Source organism: Pseudomonas sp. UBA3149, from assembly GCF_002364655.1.
Classification (GTDB): domain Bacteria; phylum Pseudomonadota; class Gammaproteobacteria; order Pseudomonadales; family Pseudomonadaceae; genus Chryseomonas; species Chryseomonas luteola.
In genome coordinates, this window is the sequence record NZ_DEYV01000001.1 from 116,177 (window position 1) to 135,594 (window position 19,418).

Below are 19,418 nucleotides of genomic sequence, written 5' to 3' on the forward strand. Positions count from 1 at the left end.
CATGCCCGACGCATTTGATTTCCTGACTACGCCCTTCATGGGCGCCGCCGCTTGGCTGTGGCTGAGCTTTCTTATCATCGTACTCTTGCTTCTGATCTTCGATCTGGGTGTCCTGCAGCGCAATCATCACGAAATAGGCATCAAGGAGAGCCTGGTGATGTCGGCAGGCTACATCTCGTTCGGGATCGCCTTTGGTGGATGGATCTGGTACGAATTTGGTGCCACTCGCGCCCTTGAATATTACACAGGCTATCTGGTCGAACAGTCGCTTTCGATGGATAACGTCTTTGTCATGGCGCTGATCTTCAGCTTTTTTCAAATTCCGCGTAAATACCAGCATGAAGTCCTGTTCTGGGGTGTACTCGGCGCCATTGTCATGCGTGCCATCATGATTGGCGTTGGCGCTGCGCTGGTACAACGCTTCGATTGGATCCTTTATGTATTTGGCGCGTTCCTATTGATCTCAGGAATCAAAATGCTCTTCAGCCGCCACGACGACCAGCCCGACCTGGCCCAAAATCCCATGCTGCGCTTCTTGCGCAAGCATATCCGCGTGACGGACCAGCTTCATGGTGATCGCTTTCTGATACGCAAGGAAAAGGAAGGCTTCAGCAAGCCCCTGGTCTACGCCACTCCGCTTCTCTTGGCGTTGATACTCATCGAAATGGCGGACCTGGTTTTTGCGGTGGATAGCGTTCCGGCCATCTTCTCGATCACCCAGGAGCCTTTTATCGTTTACACATCAAACATTTGTGCCATTTTGGGCCTTCGAGCGCTCTACTTTGCCTTGGCTGCCATGATCAGCCGATTCGCCTATTTAAAATATGCGTTGGCGTTGGTGCTCATTTTCATCGGGGCCAAGATCTTTGCACACTCCTTCATTGGCTCAATCCCGGCACCGCTATCACTGGGTGTAACCTTTGGTCTGCTGGTTGGTGGTATTGTGTTGTCGTTGTTCAAGACACGCGGACACGCCGAGCACTTAAAGACAGGCACCTCTAAAAACAACTCCGGCCCTTGGGGGGATCATAAATAACGGGTCCAAAGAATCTGGACCGTAGGCTGAGCCCGACCAATATCATACATAGCGCCACTGTTTGTCGTACCAGAGCCTTCCGGCGCATTACCGGGGGCCTGCTCGGGAGAAAAGGTGGAAGGCCACGCTGTGGTATCAATCGTGGTTGAGCCTCCAAGTTGTTGAATGCCTCCGCCTTGAGCGGCAGACGTAATCGTACCGTGGACCCGTGTGTTCCCGGTTGTCACAACGTTATTACCCGCCACTACGCTGCCATAAACATCGTTACTGGCTCCCAAAGTGACCGTCCCCCCAGAGAAAGTGCCGTTGAGGTAACCCCCCGCTAGCAGCGCCACGTTTCCTACAGCAGAGGGCTTATAAAGACCTTTTGCTATATCACAAAGATTCAAAGGATAGAGTCCAGCCAAATCCAGGCTGGCCGGAACGTTGTCTTCTGCGCGTCGCGTATTTCTACAAATCGGATCAAAGCCAGCATAATTGACAGCGATAGTTTTATTTTTGGCGGTAGTTGCTATGTTGCCCGTCGCAATAATGCTGTTGTAATAAACACCGCTCCCAGCTTGAACATCCCCTTGAAACCATAGGACACCTGGCGCAAGGCTCCAGCCAGAAAGCGACCACAATCCATCTCTGTAAGTTATGCAGCCATTAAATGTAGTTGCGCCCTGACATATCGTCTTATTAGGCTGAAGCGGAGCGGTACACATACCCTGAGCATTAACTTCGTTACAAAGAAAATCACGGTAACCTCTTCCGCCAGCATCCGGGTAATTTCCCAGGAGATAAACACCATTAGCAATACCACTGACACCTTGGACAGTTACCTGTCGCTGCCCAGTGGATGAGAGTTGAAATACATAATTGGCGTTGGAACGAAGTTGATAAGCGTCTACCTTACTCGTCTGCACTACTGTTTCTTTCACAGTTTGAACAGTAACGCGCGGTACATTGACCTGATAATTAATAGTCCGTACTACGTTTACCTTGGAATTTTTATCTACCGTGAGCGCACCGCCAACTGTTCCGCTTGCAACAAGACCAGTACTTGCGGTCAAAGCGCCTTGTCCATCGAGGCGGCTAGTTATCTCTCCTCGATTTATTATTGTATTACCCTGGGTTTTAACCGTCTGGACCGCGCCGTCATCAATTCGTATATCGCCAATAGCCGCTACAGCCGTACTGTTATTGGAACCGAAATAAGTAACCTTACCATTGGTATTGATTTCTCTAGCTGAATCCTTACTTGTCCAAAAAACGTCTGCTTGACTATTAAGTGTCGTGATAGCGCCACTGCTTATATTGACATTCCCGGTTACGTTCGCTGTCGAAATCTGACGCCCAGCCATATTAAGCGTGCCATTGGCGGTAACCGTTCCCGCGCTAGCATTTCCGGTTAGGGTTACGTTCTTGATAGCTGAGACAGTTAGTGCCGAAGCGTTTCCTTCCAGCGTCACGTTGCCGTTTGTCGTCAATGAACTGACAGAAACCGAGCTGCCGACCGTAATATCATCCGTTGAACTGATTGCATCCAGACCCGTGACATTACCAGAAAGATTGACCTTTCCTTTGACACTTATATTGGCCTGTTGCGGCCCTTCGAAGCTGACAGACCCATTTAGGTTGAGATCTGTACTAATTCGGATGAGAGGCGGTACTGATGCAGGACTTGAGGGACCGGTTGCACCTGAAGCAGCTCCAGTCGTCGGGCCTGTACCCGTTGAGGTGTAGTCCAGCGGATTGACCTCAAAAATCGCTTGTACGATAGCAGTTGAGTCGGCTGCTCTACCCGTAACATTAGCTACTATGCGGTACTGATCGCTTTTGGGCTTAGTCTTGGACAATAGCTCTACCCGTAATCCTTCAGTTCCACCCACAGCAATTTCACCCGCTGCAAGCGCCTCCAGATCGTTTGTAGATCGGTTTGTCAAAAATTGCCTCAGCAGCTCCACGCCTGTCCAGGCCTTCAACTGGGCTGGCGTTGTTGCATGAACCGCCAGCTGCCGCTCCTGCGTGCCTTGCACCATGTACATCATGCCTAGCGCTGCAATGGTCAGCGTCATTCCAGTCAGCAGAATGACCATCAGTGAGGCGATACCTTTTTGGCGAGCCGGAAAGCTAATCATGGCGCGAAATTCGACAGGCACGTGGTAAAACTAATCGTCAGCGGCTCAGGCTGCGGTTCCAGATCCAATACGGGAAAACGCACCTGTACCGCATGAACCCCTTCATTTGTACTAAAAGGCCAACATGTCGCTTCGACCACCTGCATATAGGCGCCCTGTGTATCGCTGCCCATCTCGTTGATCAGGTCAGCCGTGATCCAATCCAGCGATGCCCACATCTTCGCACTTGTGCACTTCATGGGTTTGAGCAGTACAAGCCCTGAGGAAGTCGAGACCAGACCGCTGCATTGATAGGCATCCGCGATCGGAGCAGCCGTAATAGTGCTGGCATTGAAGCCCCAGATAATCGCGTTTCCCAACGACCCTTTAATCGGGTCCGCTTTGGTAAAATCGATTACCGTTCCACCCGATAATTTGCGCACATTGTTTTCGTCTGCCTTGGACAGCACTGCATCACGGATGAAGACCAGATCCGTACCTAGTTGAGGTCGCTTGGTACCAGTTACCGGCAAACCAAACCCTGCCTGTTGCAAAGCGATCTGTGCTGTCAAAAGTCCCGAGGCTTTCTGCCCCTCCACCTTAGCCAGGCTTGCCGACTCTACACTTACACCTACCAGGGTCCGGTATAGCGACAACATCGCCAGTATGGTAATCAGCGAAATGACCATGCCTATCATGAGGCTGATCAGGTTGAATCCCCTCTGACGACTGTCTGTCACAGATCGCCCACCTGAATGGGCAGACCAAATACCTCCTGATCCATGGCACGGGTCTGTAGCATAACGTGTTGAGGAGACGCATCTACCGTGCGTCCACCCAGCGAAATAGCACCCGACGTCGTCGTGCATTCCACATCCAGTGGAAATGGGGAACCATCAATGGGTGAATAGACAATGGCTTTGCTATTGGCGCTATTACCTGGACAGAGCGTTGTTCCATAGACATGCAGCAGGTTGCGCATTTGCACCACGATATAGTTCTGGATATGCAGGTCTGTTTGCGTCTGCTGAATACGCGTGGCGATATGAATCATGCCGATGCCTATGATTGACATCAGCAAGACACCCACCAGGGCCTCGATCAGCGTATCGCCGCGCTGGCAAGACCTGCCATTAAATGATGGTGATCGGAAGCGCATCTTCTCGACCCGCCTTCACTGCCAGATCCACCGTGGCGCAATCAAGTCCCGACGGGCTACTTTGGAAAGGTAGCGCTCGGTTATCCAATGCGACGCACTGGAAGGACTTGTTGTCGGACTCGATGGTAACTTGTTTGGGTAGCGCACTGCTCCATACAACCTGGGCATTACCCACCTGCCCGCAGTTAAAGGCGCTTTGCCCGGCAACTGGCTGGGCCAGCACCAAGGAAGTATCGTTCAAACAGAGCAAGGCAGCAGGTTTATCCGCTCCGACGACGCCCGCCGGGTTCCTCAATGCCATCGCCTTGGCCCGCGCAATTCCCTGTTGAAGAACACTGGCAGCATCACGCTGATGAGCACTGTTCAACCATCCCTGAGTCAAGGGAACGCCTGCCATCAAAAGAATACTCATCACAGCCAACGTGACCATCAGTTCGATCAGGGTGAAACCCTTGGCCTGTTTTACCATGATGTCACTCCTGGGCACCCGGTCGCGGTACGTTCGTTCTTGCTTGTCAATGTAAGTGTACAGGTGCTCAACTTGGCACTCTTGCCACGGGCAGATAGCGTATAGGCCGTATCGGTGACTTGAGTGATCATGTATTCGAAATCCGCACCCTGAGCAGGCTGCCATTTGCCATTGAACAGCGCCTGTGTGGCAGCTGTGGTCGTTGTAACCGGCGCAGAGGAATATTTCAGGGTACGCTGCCGCACGTTCTCCATATTAAGTCCAAGCGCCACAAGGTCGCCCTGCGCTGTCTTGATCTGGCTGCGAGTGACATACGAGCTGTAGGACGGAACCGCGATAGCCGCCAGGATGCCGACTATGGCGACCACAATCAGAATTTCGATAAGTGTAAAACCGCCGCTGCGGCGAGTATCGATATGCTTATGCATGTGTTTGAACCTACGTCTCTTTAACGTCCATGCACGATAATTCCGAACAGTGTTCGGACTTTCCCTGAACCATTGATCGTTATACAGCCAACTACCAATACCTATTCAAATGCTGTGCCAGCTAAGCAAACTGTTGTTCTGCTTCAGGCTGGACACAGCATCAATAAAGGGCCAGAGCACTTTCAAACTTTATGCATATACGATAAGAGAAGCTGGTAAAGCGCCATGATGCAAGTCGTTGATGACAATATTCTGGCGCAAGGCTAGCGAAGCGGAAGACGCTGCCAGAAAACAGTCTAGCCAGAAGGGCCCTTTCCTCAATCAAATACTTACTTTCAGCTTTAACTTTATTCATTAAGTAGCTGATTAATCTATATAAATCAAATAATCCTGGAAATTACTTTAACTTTTTAATCTGTGTTCTGAAATGAGGTATAGCTTGCTAGGCCTCTCATCTGATAACGCTTTAATACGGCAAATACCTCATGCAGTAGCTTACGTAACGAAACCCTGCTCAGCAGCGTCTACACGGTAATATCGCTTTATTGGATGCTTAGCTAATGATCCAATAAACAGTTCAAACATTCAGGAACGCTTTTGTTGTCCATGTCGAACACCGAGTCCCAATCACAGCGACCTTTTGCAATTACGCTTGTAGTCGTTTCAACTGTCCTCTTTACTTTCCTTGCTTATCTGACCATCGGGATTCCACTTGCGGTCCTGCCCAAATATGTGCACGACCAGTTGGGGTTCAACTCGGTCGTCGCCGGACTCGTCATTAGCAGTCAATACCTCGCTACGCTTCTCTCACGATCCCATGCTGGTAAAGTCATCGATACCATAGGCGCCAAGCAAGCTGTCATTTATGGCATGGCTGGATGTGGCGTAAGTGGGACGCTCATGCTGGCATCGACGCTTTTACAGAACGCACCCTCAATCAGCTTAGGGTGTTTGCTGGCAGGACGCCTTATCCTGGGCTGCTCGGAAAGTCTTGTAGGCACGGGAGCCATCAGTTGGGCGATTGGTCGTACCGGGGCGGCGCATACGGCCAAGGTGATTTCCTGGAATGGCATCGCCAGCTATGGGGCCTTGGCCGTTGGCGCACCCTTGGGCGTCATGCTGGTCAATGGTCTGGGCCTATGGAGCATGGGTGTCAGCATTCTTTTGCTTGCCCTGCTAGGCTTCTACCTGGCCAGACCTAAACCTGCCATTGCAATTGTGCCTGGTAAACGCATGCCCTTTCTCAATGTGCTGGGGCGGGTTGCGCCGTATGGCATGGGCCTTGCGCTAGGCGGAATCGGCTTTGGAACCATCGCAACCTTCATCACACTCTTCTACAGCAGCCGTCATTGGGACAACGCGGCCTTTTGCCTGAGTGTATTCGGCTTTTTCTTCATCTGTGCACGCCTCTTGTTTGCCAATGCCATCAATCGACTAGGCGGATTTCGGGTAGCGATTGTCTGCCTGACCGTCGAGACGTTCGGATTACTGATGCTCTGGCAGGCCTCGGCACCTTTCCTTGCGCTTGCAGGCGCAGCTCTGACCGGGTTTGGCTTTTCCCTGGTATTTCCTGCACTGGGTGTCGAGGCCGTCCGGCTGGTGCCAGCCGCGAACCGAGGCTCGGCGCTGGGCGCCTACTCAGTTTTCATTGATCTCTCATTAGGTATCACGGGTCCATTGATTGGGGCCATTGCAGCGAACTTTGGCTATCCCATTATGTTCCTAAGCGCAGCCCTGGCGTCGTTAATGGGCTTGGCATTGAGTATCACGCTGCTAAAACGGAATCCTAACGTCTGAGCCGGGAGGCCTTACCTACTGATGAACGCTTCAGAATCCGTTGCCATTACCTTGCGTATCGCCTCAATCGTCGTTTTCAGCTTTTTGACGTTTCTGGCCATTGGTCTACCGCTTGCCATCCTGCCCGGATATGTCCATGACACCCTGGGCTTTGGGTCGGTCATGGCAGGCCTGACCATTAGCATCCAATACATCGCCACCCTGTTTACGCGCCCGATTGCAGGCAAGATTGCTGATAGCATCGGCCCCAAGAAAGGCGTAATCGCAGGGCTGTTTGGCTGCGGCATCTGTGGCATCCTGACTTTCATCTCAACTCTGCTACAGGACTTTCAGGTTGCAAGCCTGGTGCTGCTTATCATAGGGCGAGTCTTTCTAGGATGCGCCCAGGCACTGATTGGTACAGGCTCGCTGAGCTGGGGCATGGGCAGTGTTGGGATGCAGCACGTCAGCAAGGTAATTTCCTGGAACGGGATCGCAGCCTACGGCGCCTTGGCCATTGGTGCTCCGCTAGGCGTCGCCATGGTAAGCAGCCTGGGGCTCTGGAGCCTGGGTGTAAGCATTGTTTTACTGGCCGCCATCGGCCTGGCCCTGGCCTGGAATAAAGAGCCTGCTCCTGTCATTCCTGGCGAGCGCCTCCCCTTTCTTCGTGTCTTCTGGCGCATCAGTCCTTATGGATTGGGCCTACTGTTAAGCTCGATTGGCTTTGGCACCATCGCGACGTTCATTACGCTGTACTACGGCAGCCATGGCTGGCCAAACGCTGCCTATAGCCTGACCGCATTTGGTGCTGCGTTCATCTGCGCCCGTCTTTTATTTGCAGGAACAGTCAACCGCTTCGGCGGATACTCCGTCGCCATTGCCTGCTTTATCGTAGAAACACTAGGTCTGCTGCTTCTGTGGCTAGCCGTTTCACCCGGCATGGCCATGGCAGGAGCCGCGTTAGCAGGCTTTGGCCTCTCGCTTGTTTATCCCGCCCTGGGTGTAGAGGCCATTGTAAAGGTCCCCGCCACTAACAGAAGCGCTGCGCTAGGTGCCTACTCACTGTGCCTAGACATGTCGCTCGGAATTACCGGCCCCGTAGCCGGCAGCATTGCCAATGCGTTTGGCTTCAACTCCATTTATCTCTTTGCTGCAATAATGTCTCTAGCCGGCCTTCTGCTGTGTCTTTATCTTTTCAAACAGGCGCAGCGTGCTATGGAAACACCTAACGCCAGGCAGGATCGGCCAAGCTAGGCTTACAGATGAAATTAGCCAGCTGATACGCATGTCAGCTGGATACTTTCGTTCAGCACACACTAACAACCTATGGCGTAAAAGCTTCGGGCCAAGTTAGCAAGATATTATCAATAATGCCTCGCATTACACATCAAGCACTTACTGTAGAACCCGTGCTCATCATCATGATGGCTTAACAAGCCCTCACAATGGATACACCCTCCATGCAGCCTTCCTTTTTTCCAGCGCAGCAGTTTTTGGAGGCGTGTTAACAGCCACGACAGACCTATCGACAAACTTACCAACCACATCATCAAGCTAATCAGCTTGGCAGTAATCGCTAGATCCAAAAGCACTAGCGCTTCAACGTTACCCGCCCAAACGAAAAGAACGATCGAAACAGCCTGGCCTACCAACAGCACCAATACAGGCATGGCAAAAAGTCTAAAACCCATAGAGCCCAACACGAATAAAAGACAATTAATGACTCCTTTGAAGATGCCTGCCCATACAAACAACCGGGACAATCTTATCGGGTAAGCCGAAACGTTGACTCAATGTCAATTTAACGGCCTCCTATCCCAAAGCTGAAATGAATATCAGACTCAAAGCATTCAACGCTACGTCGATCCAAGAGAGCCCATTATACAATTACCATACGCCATCAAATGGCCACTAGTCTAAAAACTTTGCCGCTGGTGCCATAAGGAGCCAACAGAGCATGGCTCCCATATCCAAGTGATTAATAACAACTCTTTCCGTACCTAAGTCATTACCAAAGCTTGCGCCTAGGCTGCTTGTCTTGAAAAAGCCCCTACATCAGGCACCCGCTTAATGCTCATGTTTTTTAGAAATGGAATTTTCTATATAAATTCATATCAGGGATTCGTAATTTCATTAATGACCTGCAAAACGCCAGCTTATATTTCTTACTCTACGATCCAAACACTTGAAAAAGCGACAAGCGGTCCATACAACCCAAACAATTGATATTGTTTTTAACCCTCTCGCCCCCATATCTGTAAAGCACGACCTAGAACTTCGAAAATTTAAAACGAGCGCGCAATTTACTTATAAAGCACGCTTCTGACCGTTTAGATGTCAGCTTACTGAGCAACTCTCAACTTCAGTTTTCAGGAATGATTGAACGTATCGATGGGCAAACTAAAATAGTCGGCTTATACGTATGGACATCAGTAATGTATACAAAAGACCGCAGCCCTAGTGCTGACTGTGAGGTTTCGAATGGCTAGAGGTATCAACAAGGTTATTCTCATTGGTAATGTAGGTGCCGATCCCGAAATCCGCTATACGCCCAATGGTAACCCCATCACCAATATCACCCTTGCAACCAGTGAAAGCTGGAAGGACAAGCAGAGTGGTCAGTTGCAAGAACGAACCGAGTGGCATCGGGTCGTTTTTTTTGGCCGGCTGGCCGAGATAGCCGCCGAATACCTTCGCAAAGGGTCACAGGTTTACATAGAGGGTACGTTACGCACACGAAAGTGGCAGGGCCAAGACGGGCAAGACCGCTACACGACTGAAGTTATCGTCGACATAAGCGGTACCATGCAACTGCTTGGCGGCCGAGGGGATAACGAACCATCGAGTAACCAACAATCCGGCAAACAATCCTCTGGGCAAGCCCGTAGGCCTACACAGCCGCAGCCCTCAACCCAGCCGGCTCCAGACTACGACAGCTTCGATGATGATATTCCCTTTTAAAGGCGCTTAGGCGCCTTTTCTTCTGCCATGTGATGGCTGGCTCTCAGTTCTTCAGGGCATACGCACATCGCTTCTCAGGCGGTGAATGATGTTTCATTCACCTTTTGAGCTAATTTTTTTCGCCCGCTGTGCAGCGCTTTTAAATTTTTATGGTCATAGCTGGCAGATCAGCTTCATCACTTCGTTTTGTCGCCCAGCTGACTCACGCTTCCGCTCTATCTCTACTCAGCAAGGAATGCTTTATGACCCGCATACAACTTCGCCGTCGACTCATCTGGACAAGTTTTGCTTACGCACTGCTTTTTTATGCAGGGGTTATTTCTGTATTAGGCCTGGCTGATTTTGTATCCAGTTAGTGATAGTTAAGAGTTAACATTAGTCACACCTAGAGCCCCTTCTTCTTTCGTGCAATCTATTAGGCAAAGCACTTATGAGAAGTTAGCTACGCAACTAACTTAAGCTGTTCCACATATTTTTAAAAGACGCTGTTAATTGTCAAACAAGCACTAGCCAACTTCAAACGTTAAGAGTAAAAAGAGAGCGGCGCCAAAATGCCATCATCCTTAGCGTATTCATGGAGCGAAACGTTATGAACGAGTCGTCAAAAGTAGAGACCGGTAATTTGCTGAGCTGGCTATTTCTTGCCGCTTTCAGTATGACAGTATGGTGGGCGTATGATGGAGACTCCTGTCTTGAGCAGTGTAGGCCATCGGCTGACATGTCATTAGCGGCCAATGTCAACGACCAGCGCAGTGTTGACATGAGCCTGACGGCGAAAACAGATTTCGATGTTTCTCATCGTCGTTATCGCTAACCGTAAAACAAAGCTCCACTGCATGTGGAGCTTTGTTTTTAAAAGGCTTAATGATCGCTATCGCTATTTACAAGCAGCCTGATACGGTGCTTCTGATTCCAGCAAAAGGAAAGGGATTATTCGCCTTGCCGTCTCGCAGGACGACTTTAGTCCCATGCGAAGTCTTGTCAGCAATAACCAGTGCCGGAGCTGGCGAGGCCAACCCTTGAGGAACCAGGGCCTTGATACTACTTCCCTTCCTCTCAATAATAACTTTTGACTGATTGACAGACAGGTCTGCCATCAGGCACTCCATAAAGGCATCTGGATCTTTATTTGATCTTCCCGCTAGAGAAGGCTGTACCTTTTCAATATCGCCAACCCCAGCGCAACCTGTTAAAGCAAGGCTGATAACTACTACTAAACGCTTCATGCCTACCCCGGCTAAACCGCTCCATTGATTAAATACGAATCCAGAACCTCTGGAGCCGTCTCGATCAATTAACGTCAAGAAAGATGTTCGAATGAAAGCTGCATCAACAGTATTGGTGCGGCCGCGTCAGATTGGCTAAGTGTCACGGTAGTTCTTCAGGATCTTTGTCTGGCATCAGTCGATGCCAATCAACACCCAACCCTAGACACAACGGGACCAGCATCCACAGCCAGTAACTGTGCCTGAATCCAAAGAAAATACAGCCAAACGCCAATAGAAACGCCCACCCCTCTATCTGGAGATTGCGCTTCAGGTTGATCCATTTTCCCATATACACTCAGCCGCTCCAGACTATTCCGTACAGAGCGAACTACAACGTTAAACGTGTAAGGATACTCAAGATTTGAGTGATCGAAAACACAACCCGACACTCAGTACCGATTTCAAGATCGCTGGTTATCGATCAGGATAGCGCGCGTTTCTTTCGATACTCTCTATTTTACACCAAATAAAGTACTGCTTAACCGACTATTGCGGCAGAGTTGTCGATGTGCAGGAAAGGCTTTGTATATCCCACCATCAAAGTTACGCATCGGCGCTTCAGAAATACAAATAATTCTTATTTATAATACAGACTAAATGCATAATTACGTCTGAAAGTAATTTAAGAGTATTTTAACGCGCTACCAATTAGCGTATTCAATAGCTCGAACTACCCTGAAATACCAGCAGCCCTAGCGCTTGCCTCTAAGTATTCATCGGTCAGTACAAGAGCCACGTCATCATCAGTCAAAGACATTTTTTGTATGGATCTGGGTCGCCCTTCTAGATGCTTCATTAACTTCCTTGGAAGCCCAGAAGTCCAGCAATGTAAAACTGGTCAGCCAAAAGAAGCATTCAGTACCGAAATGGCTGAGCGCTTATAGCCTGTTTTCTCCAAACAAGCTCCATTTGAGTACTGCTTGCAGATCATCAGTGAGCAGAACACACGTTTGGCTAGTCGCACTAGCCAAGCAGGCAACACCAGACGGCACAACTATTCTCCAAGCCGTTTCAGCCTCAATGAGCCTACTTCCCAATGTTTATGACTCGATCGAATATGACCCGATCGAATATGACCCGATCAACGACTTTACGCCCCTCGCCTTGTTAGGGACTACACTTATGCTCTTGCTGTAGGGCCAGCAGTTCCGCAGTCTATCCAGAGCGTGGGTGCCTATGTCGACTGGGTTAGCAAAAAACCACACTTCCGATATGTAGGTATAGCTCTGTATGGGTCTCAAAGTCATCTGGCAGGCTTGATGTTGGGCTGCGAAGAAGAAATTGCTCTGCGCATGCAAACATACAGTCACACCACAGCTATTGTCGGCGACCTACTCGACGGAGGATTGGCCGCCACGATATTTGTATGCGGACAGGTTAACAGCCGTAGAGCAGAAGGAAAGGTACACGCTCTTACTGTAACCAGCAAAGATCGCCTTCCTAACTGGCCGGCCGTCAAAACCTTCACTGAGCAAGATATGCCGATGGATATAAATGGCTGGATTGGATGGTTCGTGTCAGCTAATACACCAGACCCAACGATTTCCGACCTATTTAATAAAGTAGCCCGTATGCAGCAGACCCAGGACTATCAGGAATTGCAAAAGCGTTATCTGCTTACTCAGGCTTCTCTTTCACCCGAGCAAACTCAAACAACGCATCACTGATGAAAATGGTTATTCCGGTAAGCTCATAACAGAATTAGGTATAAGCAAGCTAAGCAATAGCGCCTAAGCGCCACAACGGATAGATTCTGAACTTAACCAGCACCGCTTCGGCAGCCTGTTTAAGGGCCTATCTGCACAATCAGCAGGCACATAAGCTTAGACAACGTGAAGACCAGCTTGATACGAAAGCGAAACCCGACTCATCGGCCGGGTTTCAACAAGCTGAATCAGCACTTATGAATACTCTCCTCAAAAGCAGGCCATAGCACTGCGTGCTTCGTACCAGTGTATAAGGAGCTGCTTTCAAACATTATTTCTCTTGTGACGGAATAAACTCAGCGACTGCCTGATCCGCCGCCCGAGCCGGATGAAGATCCGCCCGCCCCGCCAGTGCCGCCCATACCGCTGCCCGCACCTCCAGGTCCACCTGCCGCACCACCTTGCTCCTGCGGACTGACATCTCCGCCCCCTTGATCTTTGCCCCACGGTACACAGCCAGTCGCCAACAATGCCCCGAATAAGATACTTGTCACCCATGCTGCTCGTTTCATTTTGGATTCTCCTGTCTAGACTAAGTGGGACCTTCAACATGGCCAATAAGTGCAAGACGAGAGGCTTTACGGCGTTTCTTTCCTAGTGTGGTGAATCACAACTACCAAGCACAAATATGGTCTGCAGAGTGAATGCTCAAAGCTGAGTCAAGAAGGCATGCGATGAGAACAGGCCGTCCCGCTGTACAGATCACACTAACCAGGCAAGAACATGCCGAGCTCAGCCGTCGTAGGGCTCAGCGTAAAGGTCCTGCGGATTCAAAACTACGCGCTGAAATCATCCTTTCTTGCGCTAGCGGTGAACCTGGCTCATCGATTGCCAGGCGCCTGGGTATTACCGCTCAGACCGTATCGCGGTGGCGTCTTCGCTTCTCACAGTGGGGACTTGAGGGGCTTAATGATGAGCCCAGATCTGGGCGACCCCGCAGTATCAGTGACGAGAAGGTTCAGGAGGTTGTTGATCGGGTCCGGCAAACCAAGCCTGAGGATGCCAGCCACTGGAGTTCGCGCCGCATGAGCAAGGCTACCGATATTTCCATGGCCAGTGTGCAACGTATCTGGCGAGCCTTTGGCCTTAAGCCTCACCTTGAGCAGACGTTCAAACCCTCAACCGATCCGGCCTTCGTTGATAAAGTTCATGACATCGTTGGGCTATACCTGAACCCACCGGATAAGGCTCTGGTGCTGTGTATCGATGAGAAAAGCCAGATCCAGGCCCTGGATCGAACCCAGCCAGGTCTGCCTTTGACATCAGGCCATCCGGTAATTCGAGCACATGATTATCAGCGCTTTGGCACAACGTCCTTGTTTGCTGCGCTGGATGTTGCCACAGGCGAAGTGATCGGGCGTCTCAAGCGTCGTCATCGTAGCGCTGAGTTTGTGGAGTTCTTGAAGGCTATTGATGAAGAGATCTGTACGGACCTACCGGTTCACTTGATCATGGACAACTATGCGGTGCATAAGACCGATCAGGTAAAGGCCTGGCTAGCCGCACACCCTCGTTATCAGGTGCATTTCACCCCAACCTCGGCTTCCTGGCTAAACCTGGTAGAACGCTTTTTCTCGACCCTTAGCCAGAGATGGATCAAGCGGCAATCACATACCAGCGTAAGCGATCTTGAGCAGTCTATTAACCATTACCTGGCTACTTACAACCAGAACCCGAGGCCCGTCCGCTGGAGTAGGAGCGCTGGTGAAATCCTGGCTTCGGTAGGTCGGGCAGCACGAGCTTTTCGTAGGAACTAATTAAACGTACTTGTGATTCACCACACTAAGAGTCATTCTGGTGCTTGTCCTGGGCACTATCCATAAGCGTCAGAAGAGCTTCACTAATGAAATCAGCATTTGCTGCAAGCTCTTCAAGATGCTCCATGGCACGACCTGACACATCGGTTAACCCGCGCTGATCAATCCAAATTGCAAGCTCCTCAACCGCTGCGCCGAGCGCTAATTGGTTCCGGTTCAAACGGGACAGTAACGCCACCATGATTTGTTGATTACCGTAAAGCATACCGGGCAGACTCCTGAGCTTAGGAATGAAACTACACATCACTTGAACGTTATACCTAACCTACTCATACGCCGATATGATCAAAAGATCATGATTCGTTAAAGCATGGCAAGACAAGCTCATCACCAGGCTAGCAACCGCACAAAAGGCAGCGATGCCGTCTTCGTACCCTTTCGTCAGCAAACATAGACGTACTCTGGAGCTTGGCCTGAGTATTGCTAAAACGCTGAGGCACTATACATCCAGCTCTATTCTGTCAAAAAACCATCAAATTAAACTTTCGGCCGTTTTTGACGATAAGCAGTCGTGCGCTCCGTTGTCCATATTAGGTGTGAGCAATGAATATACTTTTTTATCTGTCCGGCTTTACCAGAAAAGCGCCGCTTTTCCTGTCATTTTTTGTTTTATTGACCGTCCAAACCGAAACTGCTAAGGCATCTGTAGACTTGATAGGTCTGAATATGTCTGGAGCAGGGTTTGCAGGACAAGTGCTGCCTGGCGTAAACGGCCGTAATTATATCTTTCCTACAGAGCCTTACTTTCAGCAATGGAGCGCCAAAGGCATACGGCTGATTCGCTTTCCTATTCTTTGGGAACGCCTTCAGCCTACCCTAGGTGGGCCGCTGGATCCGACTTACACTGCCTTGATAGATGGTACGTTTAATCTTGCCAATAAATATGGCATGAAGGTAATTCTGGACCTGCATAACTACATGCGTTATCGGGGACAGATTATTGGTACAAGTGGTGTGCCTTATCAAAGATATCAGGACATCATGGCCAAGATTGCACAGCGCTGGAGCACCCAACCATCGTTGTATGCTTACGACATCATGAACGAGCCCCATGATGCCCTAGCCTATTGGCCAACGGCTGCTCAATATGGGATTAATGGTATTCGCAGTATAGATAATGTTCGCCCCATCATGATCGAAGGTAACGGATGGGCTGAGGCCACCCGCTGGGCATACTGGAATGATCCACTGCTCAAACTGCAGGATCCTGCAAATAATATTATTTTCGAAGCACATACCTACTTTGATGAGGGAGCTGGCGGCACATACGACGCTGTCGACGTTAGCACCCTAAGCCCAACATATGGTGTTGAACGTGTTAAGCCCTTTATAGAATGGCTGAAGAAAAACGGCAGGCGAGGCTTTATTGGAGAATTCGGTGTTCCAGATAACGACCCCCGCTGGCTCACTATTATGGACAACATGCTGGCCTACCTAAGACAGAACTGTATTCCAGCAACTTACTGGGCGGCAGGTCCTGGCTGGGGAACATATAACCTGTCAGTAGAACCCGTTGGCGGACAAGACCGCCCTCAGTGGCCAACACTGAAAAAATATATCGACAATACAAGCTGCTCTTCCTATGGACCTGCAGTAACACCTGTTACAGCTCTGCCATCAGGAGCAGGAGTCATTACCCCGTCGACACCTAATACAGCTATACCAACAGCCACACCTACAAATACGGCTCCTGTTTCAAATATTCCTGTGTCACTATCCGGGTTTGATGCACTAAACTATATAGCATCGTATCCTGACTTAGCGGCTGCTTTTGGTACAGACGTTCAAGCTGCAACGCAGCACTATATCAATACTGGATACAAGGAAGGACGGGTAATATCATTTAACCCTTTAAGCTATATAGCTTCATACCCTGACCTAACTACAGCCTTTGGTACAGATACTAATGCTGCGACCAGACATTATATCCTTTATGGATATAGGGAAGGCAGAACGGTATCCTTTAATGCTCTATCTTATATCGCAAGCTATCCTGATCTTATAAAAGCGTTTGGCACTGACATCAATGCAGCAGCCAAACACTACATACTAAATGGATATAAAGAAGGTAGAAAAATTTCTTTCAGCCCAGATAGATACTTGGCAAAATATGCAGACCTTCGCGCTGCGTTTGGGTCTGATAGATATCAAGCAACATTGCACTATATTGTCAGTGGCTATAAGGAAGGACGCACACCCTGACGCTCATATAGATTTCGAATCGCACGAAACTATCCGCTTGACGATTCGAAATCCAAAAAAATCTTTATAGATATTTCAAAGCAGTTTCTGGTCAGCCACGACCTTCAACAATTTATTGCTAACCAAGCCAGCCACTTATTTCAGCTGTAATTCACTAGGTTTTAACTCTCACTGATCAGCATCATTGAAAAGCGGGCAAAACTAGCGGCAAAATCAGGGTACAGTAGACTTATGTCTAGGCCTGCACAGGCGGACCCGATTACCACCTGCAATATAATTAGCGCTGCGGACTTACAATGCTGACCCCTAGCGATCACAAAGACCTTTTTTGAAGGAATCCCTTAAATGGTATGAGTCTAGGCATAGATCTGCCTCTACTCATGGATCAATAAATAGCAGTTTTCTCGCCACTGAGCTAGGAGTCCCAAGCGCTGCGTTGGCCCTCCCCTTGCTAGCGATGCCCTAATTTGTCAGCCCTCGCGTTGCATAGATAATCGCCTATCGCATATACAACGCCAAAGACAATCTGCGTTTCCCCCGCTCTTCTATCCGCAGCACATGCCGAAGGAAGCGAGCTGGTGGATAGCTTTCCACGCTTGTACAACCGTAATCAATTTTTAATCCCCCAGCGCCCTGGTAAACTGAAAATATAAACCATCTAGACTCTTTCACACCTCTCGGGCGGTCTTTATACTCCGCAACAAACTCACACCCCCTTAAAAGACAATAAGAATATGAAATAAAAAAACACTTCACTTCAAACTTTCATGAATTTTATAAATCATCCATTTTTAAAAATGGATCAAGAATAAGCAACCAGCCAGATGTTTTTAATAAATACTTTAAAAATTTGGCTTTTTAATACGCTCCTGATACTAGTCATGCCTTAATTGGAAGTCCTCATGCTTACTAACGAATCTTATTTATGGCACAACAAAAAAGCACCCAGGTCATCTACTGCAATTTCGGCACTTGTAGCAATAAATCTTTTCGCAATAGCATTCATGTTATTTTTTATGCGAAATTCAGAGCCACTCCTCAATCCGACTGTGTTTGCTGAAGATGGTGTTTGGACAGGTATGGGAATGGAGCATGGATGGCTACAAACTGCATGGAATGCAAGGCCTGATTATAAGGTCGTCCTAAATGTCGCTATGCTTTGGCTAGCTGCAAAAACAAGCTATATTTTTACAGGAAGCCACATAGAAGGATTGGCTTTCTTTATAGCTATATTTTCATATGCTTTTTTTGCCGCTATCGCTACGCTTGGCTACCTTGCTACGCAAGGTATTATCAGCCACCCATTGAGGATCGTGCTTTACATTCTAATTGTAATGGCTCCAGTGGGTCTGCATGGAAATGAAATATTTGGAAGGATTCTCCAAATAGGGTTTTTTTTGCCGCTGGCTTCTATTTTTCTTCTGATGATAAGAGACCAAACGCTTGGAATTATCGGCACTATTACTATCGATGCGATTTTAGTTTTGTTCGTGATAACAAACCCAGTCGTTGCGTTACTGGTATTTCTATACGCAGCGCTTTACCTCCTAAAAAACAGGAACCTCCACGCCACTATTAAAAGCTTAGCGCCACTATGCTTGATTTCTCTAACCTACATTATCGCGGTAAAGGACAACGTTCGACCAGGCTCGTCGCTGCCTATAGCGTGGGACCAAAATCATGCTGTAGAGGCGATTGTAGCAAGGAGTGTGCTCTACCCATTCGTTCATTTAATTTATAGAAACATGACCGATGTTACTTCTATAGTTTTACTGGTTGTATTTATTACACTTATTGCATGTGCACTTTACCTTTCCCGCAGGAACGGTAAGTGGTTTATACTCGCATTCTCAGCTGCATCGCTGTTCATCTACGTCGCGCTAACATTCAAGATGCGCGGGGGACTGACGACGCTGCTAAACGGATACAACTCGACGTTCCCTGACCGTTATTTTGTCGGAATAAACTTGATTGCGATGCTTTGCTTTGTTCTGGCACTCTCGATTATTATCGAAAGCGCAGGTAGGAATGTGCGCATTGCATGCTATTCATTATTGGCACTGATTGTTTTTTCCTATGTTTGGAAAGCAAGCTCAATATTCGAAAGAGGCAGGCCGACGATGGTAATTTACCAAGACAAATCATTTGGAGACCGACTGTGTGCTGCTAAAAAAACTATGGATGGACTTTATTCTCAAGTGCTAATAGAACCGGCAGGATGGTCAATGAAGATACCAAATGGAGAGCTTCATTTAACCAGATGCCCGTAGCTAGAATAGGCCACGATCAGGCAACCAGAATATACCAAGGTGGCGATATTAACATTTTCACCTTGGCATATACTTATTTCTAGCAATGTGAGCTATATCTGCCATTTAAAACCAAAAGAATTAATTTAGAAACGCGCATCACTACTAGCCACTTTATTATGCACATAAACAGCGAAACCCGATGACTTCTCTCTGTATTCTTATTAGGGAAGGTCTGAAGTAGC

At 48.8% G+C, this 19,418-nt stretch carries 19 protein-coding genes; 10 read left to right on the forward strand and 9 right to left on the reverse strand.

Going from position 1 to position 19,418, the window contains the following annotated elements; genetic code table 11:
* Position 1 precedes the first annotated feature (1 nt).
* Complete coding sequence (locus B3729_RS00420) at positions 2 to 1,036, forward strand: TerC family protein (RefSeq protein WP_286786716.1); 1,035 nt, start codon at positions 2 to 4, stop codon at positions 1,034 to 1,036.
* Here the strand turns inward: B3729_RS00420 and B3729_RS00425 are convergent.
* The 5 genes from B3729_RS00425 to B3729_RS00445 are packed head-to-tail and all read right to left on the reverse strand — an operon-like array spanning position 1,027 to position 5,194.
* A complete protein-coding gene (locus B3729_RS00425) occupies positions 1,027 to 3,159 on the reverse strand; it encodes a hypothetical protein (RefSeq protein ID WP_286786717.1) in 2,133 nt (710 codons plus the stop codon). The genes B3729_RS00420 and B3729_RS00425 overlap by 10 nt on opposite strands.
* On the reverse strand, positions 3,156 to 3,878 hold the full coding sequence (locus B3729_RS00430; RefSeq protein ID WP_286786718.1) for a PilW family protein: 723 nt from the start codon (positions 3,876 to 3,878) through the stop codon (positions 3,156 to 3,158). The genes B3729_RS00425 and B3729_RS00430 overlap by 4 nt, the downstream gene beginning before the upstream one ends.
* Positions 3,875 to 4,213, reverse strand: coding sequence for a hypothetical protein (locus B3729_RS00435; RefSeq protein WP_139272271.1), 339 nt, complete (start codon positions 4,211 to 4,213; stop codon positions 3,875 to 3,877). Before B3729_RS00435 ends, B3729_RS00430 begins: the two co-directional genes overlap by 4 nt.
* 58 nt (positions 4,214 to 4,271) lie before the next feature.
* Positions 4,272 to 4,766 carry a pilus assembly FimT family protein gene (locus B3729_RS00440; RefSeq protein WP_010798396.1) on the reverse strand — a complete coding sequence of 165 codons (495 nt, stop codon included), beginning with the start codon at positions 4,764 to 4,766 and terminating at the stop codon, positions 4,272 to 4,274.
* A complete protein-coding gene (locus B3729_RS00445) occupies positions 4,760 to 5,194 on the reverse strand; it encodes a type IV pilin protein (RefSeq protein WP_286786719.1) in 435 nt (144 codons plus the stop codon). Before B3729_RS00445 ends, B3729_RS00440 begins: the two co-directional genes overlap by 7 nt.
* Positions 5,195 to 5,800: 606 nt before the next feature.
* Between B3729_RS00445 and B3729_RS00450 the strand changes: the two genes are divergently transcribed.
* The 4 genes from B3729_RS00450 to B3729_RS00465 all read left to right on the forward strand — a co-directional run bounded on the left by B3729_RS00450 (position 5,801) and on the right by B3729_RS00465 (position 10,745).
* The gene (locus B3729_RS00450; protein WP_286786720.1) at positions 5,801 to 6,991 is read left to right on the forward strand and encodes an MFS transporter; all 1,191 of its coding nucleotides are present in this window, start codon (positions 5,801 to 5,803) and stop codon (positions 6,989 to 6,991) included.
* A gap of 21 nt (positions 6,992 to 7,012) precedes the next feature.
* Positions 7,013 to 8,224: an MFS transporter gene (locus tag B3729_RS00455; protein ID WP_286786721.1), complete on the forward strand. Its 1,212-nt coding sequence runs from the start codon at positions 7,013 to 7,015 to the stop codon at positions 8,222 to 8,224.
* A 1,227-nt stretch (positions 8,225 to 9,451) separates the two neighbouring features.
* Positions 9,452 to 9,931: a single-stranded DNA-binding protein gene (gene ssb / locus B3729_RS00460; RefSeq protein WP_286786722.1), complete on the forward strand. Its 480-nt coding sequence runs from the start codon at positions 9,452 to 9,454 to the stop codon at positions 9,929 to 9,931.
* A 589-nt stretch (positions 9,932 to 10,520) separates the two neighbouring features.
* Positions 10,521 to 10,745 carry a hypothetical protein gene (locus B3729_RS00465; RefSeq protein WP_074826650.1) on the forward strand — a complete coding sequence of 75 codons (225 nt, stop codon included), beginning with the start codon at positions 10,521 to 10,523 and terminating at the stop codon, positions 10,743 to 10,745.
* 67 nt (positions 10,746 to 10,812) lie between these two features.
* Here B3729_RS00465 and B3729_RS00470 read toward each other — a convergent pair whose 3' ends face one another.
* Together B3729_RS00470 and B3729_RS00475 are read right to left on the reverse strand one after the other, a co-directional pair.
* Positions 10,813 to 11,157 (reverse strand): hypothetical protein, encoded by a 345-nt coding sequence (locus tag B3729_RS00470; RefSeq protein ID WP_286786723.1) that lies wholly within the window; start codon positions 11,155 to 11,157, stop codon positions 10,813 to 10,815.
* A gap of 142 nt (positions 11,158 to 11,299) precedes the next feature.
* Entirely contained in the window at positions 11,300 to 11,494 is a 195-nt protein-coding gene (locus B3729_RS00475) for a hypothetical protein (RefSeq protein ID WP_037030278.1), read from the reverse strand.
* Positions 11,495 to 12,132: 638 nt separating this feature from the next.
* Here B3729_RS00475 and B3729_RS00480 point away from each other — a divergent pair.
* The gene (locus B3729_RS00480; RefSeq protein ID WP_286786724.1) at positions 12,133 to 12,336 is read left to right on the forward strand and encodes a tripartite tricarboxylate transporter substrate-binding protein; all 204 of its coding nucleotides are present in this window, start codon (positions 12,133 to 12,135) and stop codon (positions 12,334 to 12,336) included.
* A 29-nt stretch (positions 12,337 to 12,365) separates the two neighbouring features.
* Positions 12,366 to 12,866, forward strand: coding sequence for a tripartite tricarboxylate transporter substrate-binding protein (locus tag B3729_RS00485; protein WP_286786725.1), 501 nt, complete (start codon positions 12,366 to 12,368; stop codon positions 12,864 to 12,866).
* A gap of 335 nt (positions 12,867 to 13,201) precedes the next feature.
* Here the strand turns inward: B3729_RS00485 and B3729_RS00490 are convergent, their stop codons facing one another.
* Positions 13,202 to 13,417, reverse strand: coding sequence for a hypothetical protein (locus B3729_RS00490; RefSeq protein WP_125888442.1), 216 nt, complete (start codon positions 13,415 to 13,417; stop codon positions 13,202 to 13,204).
* 162 nt (positions 13,418 to 13,579) lie between these two features.
* On the opposite strand from B3729_RS00490, the gene B3729_RS00495 reads away from it, so the two are divergent.
* Positions 13,580 to 14,662, forward strand: a complete 1,083-nt coding sequence (locus B3729_RS00495) for an IS630 family transposase (protein WP_286786726.1) — start codon at positions 13,580 to 13,582, stop codon at positions 14,660 to 14,662.
* A gap of 25 nt (positions 14,663 to 14,687) precedes the next feature.
* On the opposite strand, the gene B3729_RS00500 is transcribed toward B3729_RS00495, so the two are convergent.
* Positions 14,688 to 14,927 carry a hypothetical protein gene (locus B3729_RS00500; RefSeq protein ID WP_286786727.1) on the reverse strand — a complete coding sequence of 80 codons (240 nt, stop codon included), beginning with the start codon at positions 14,925 to 14,927 and terminating at the stop codon, positions 14,688 to 14,690.
* A gap of 338 nt (positions 14,928 to 15,265) precedes the next feature.
* Between B3729_RS00500 and B3729_RS00505 the strand changes: the two genes are divergently transcribed.
* Both B3729_RS00505 and B3729_RS00510 read left to right on the forward strand, forming a co-directional pair.
* Positions 15,266 to 16,924, forward strand: a complete 1,659-nt coding sequence (locus B3729_RS00505) for a glycoside hydrolase family 5 protein (RefSeq protein WP_286786728.1) — start codon at positions 15,266 to 15,268, stop codon at positions 16,922 to 16,924.
* Between the two features lie 902 nt (positions 16,925 to 17,826).
* On the forward strand, positions 17,827 to 19,194 hold the full coding sequence (locus B3729_RS00510) for a hypothetical protein (protein ID WP_286786729.1): 1,368 nt from the start codon (positions 17,827 to 17,829) through the stop codon (positions 19,192 to 19,194).
* The last annotated feature ends 224 nt before the right edge of the window (positions 19,195 to 19,418 follow it).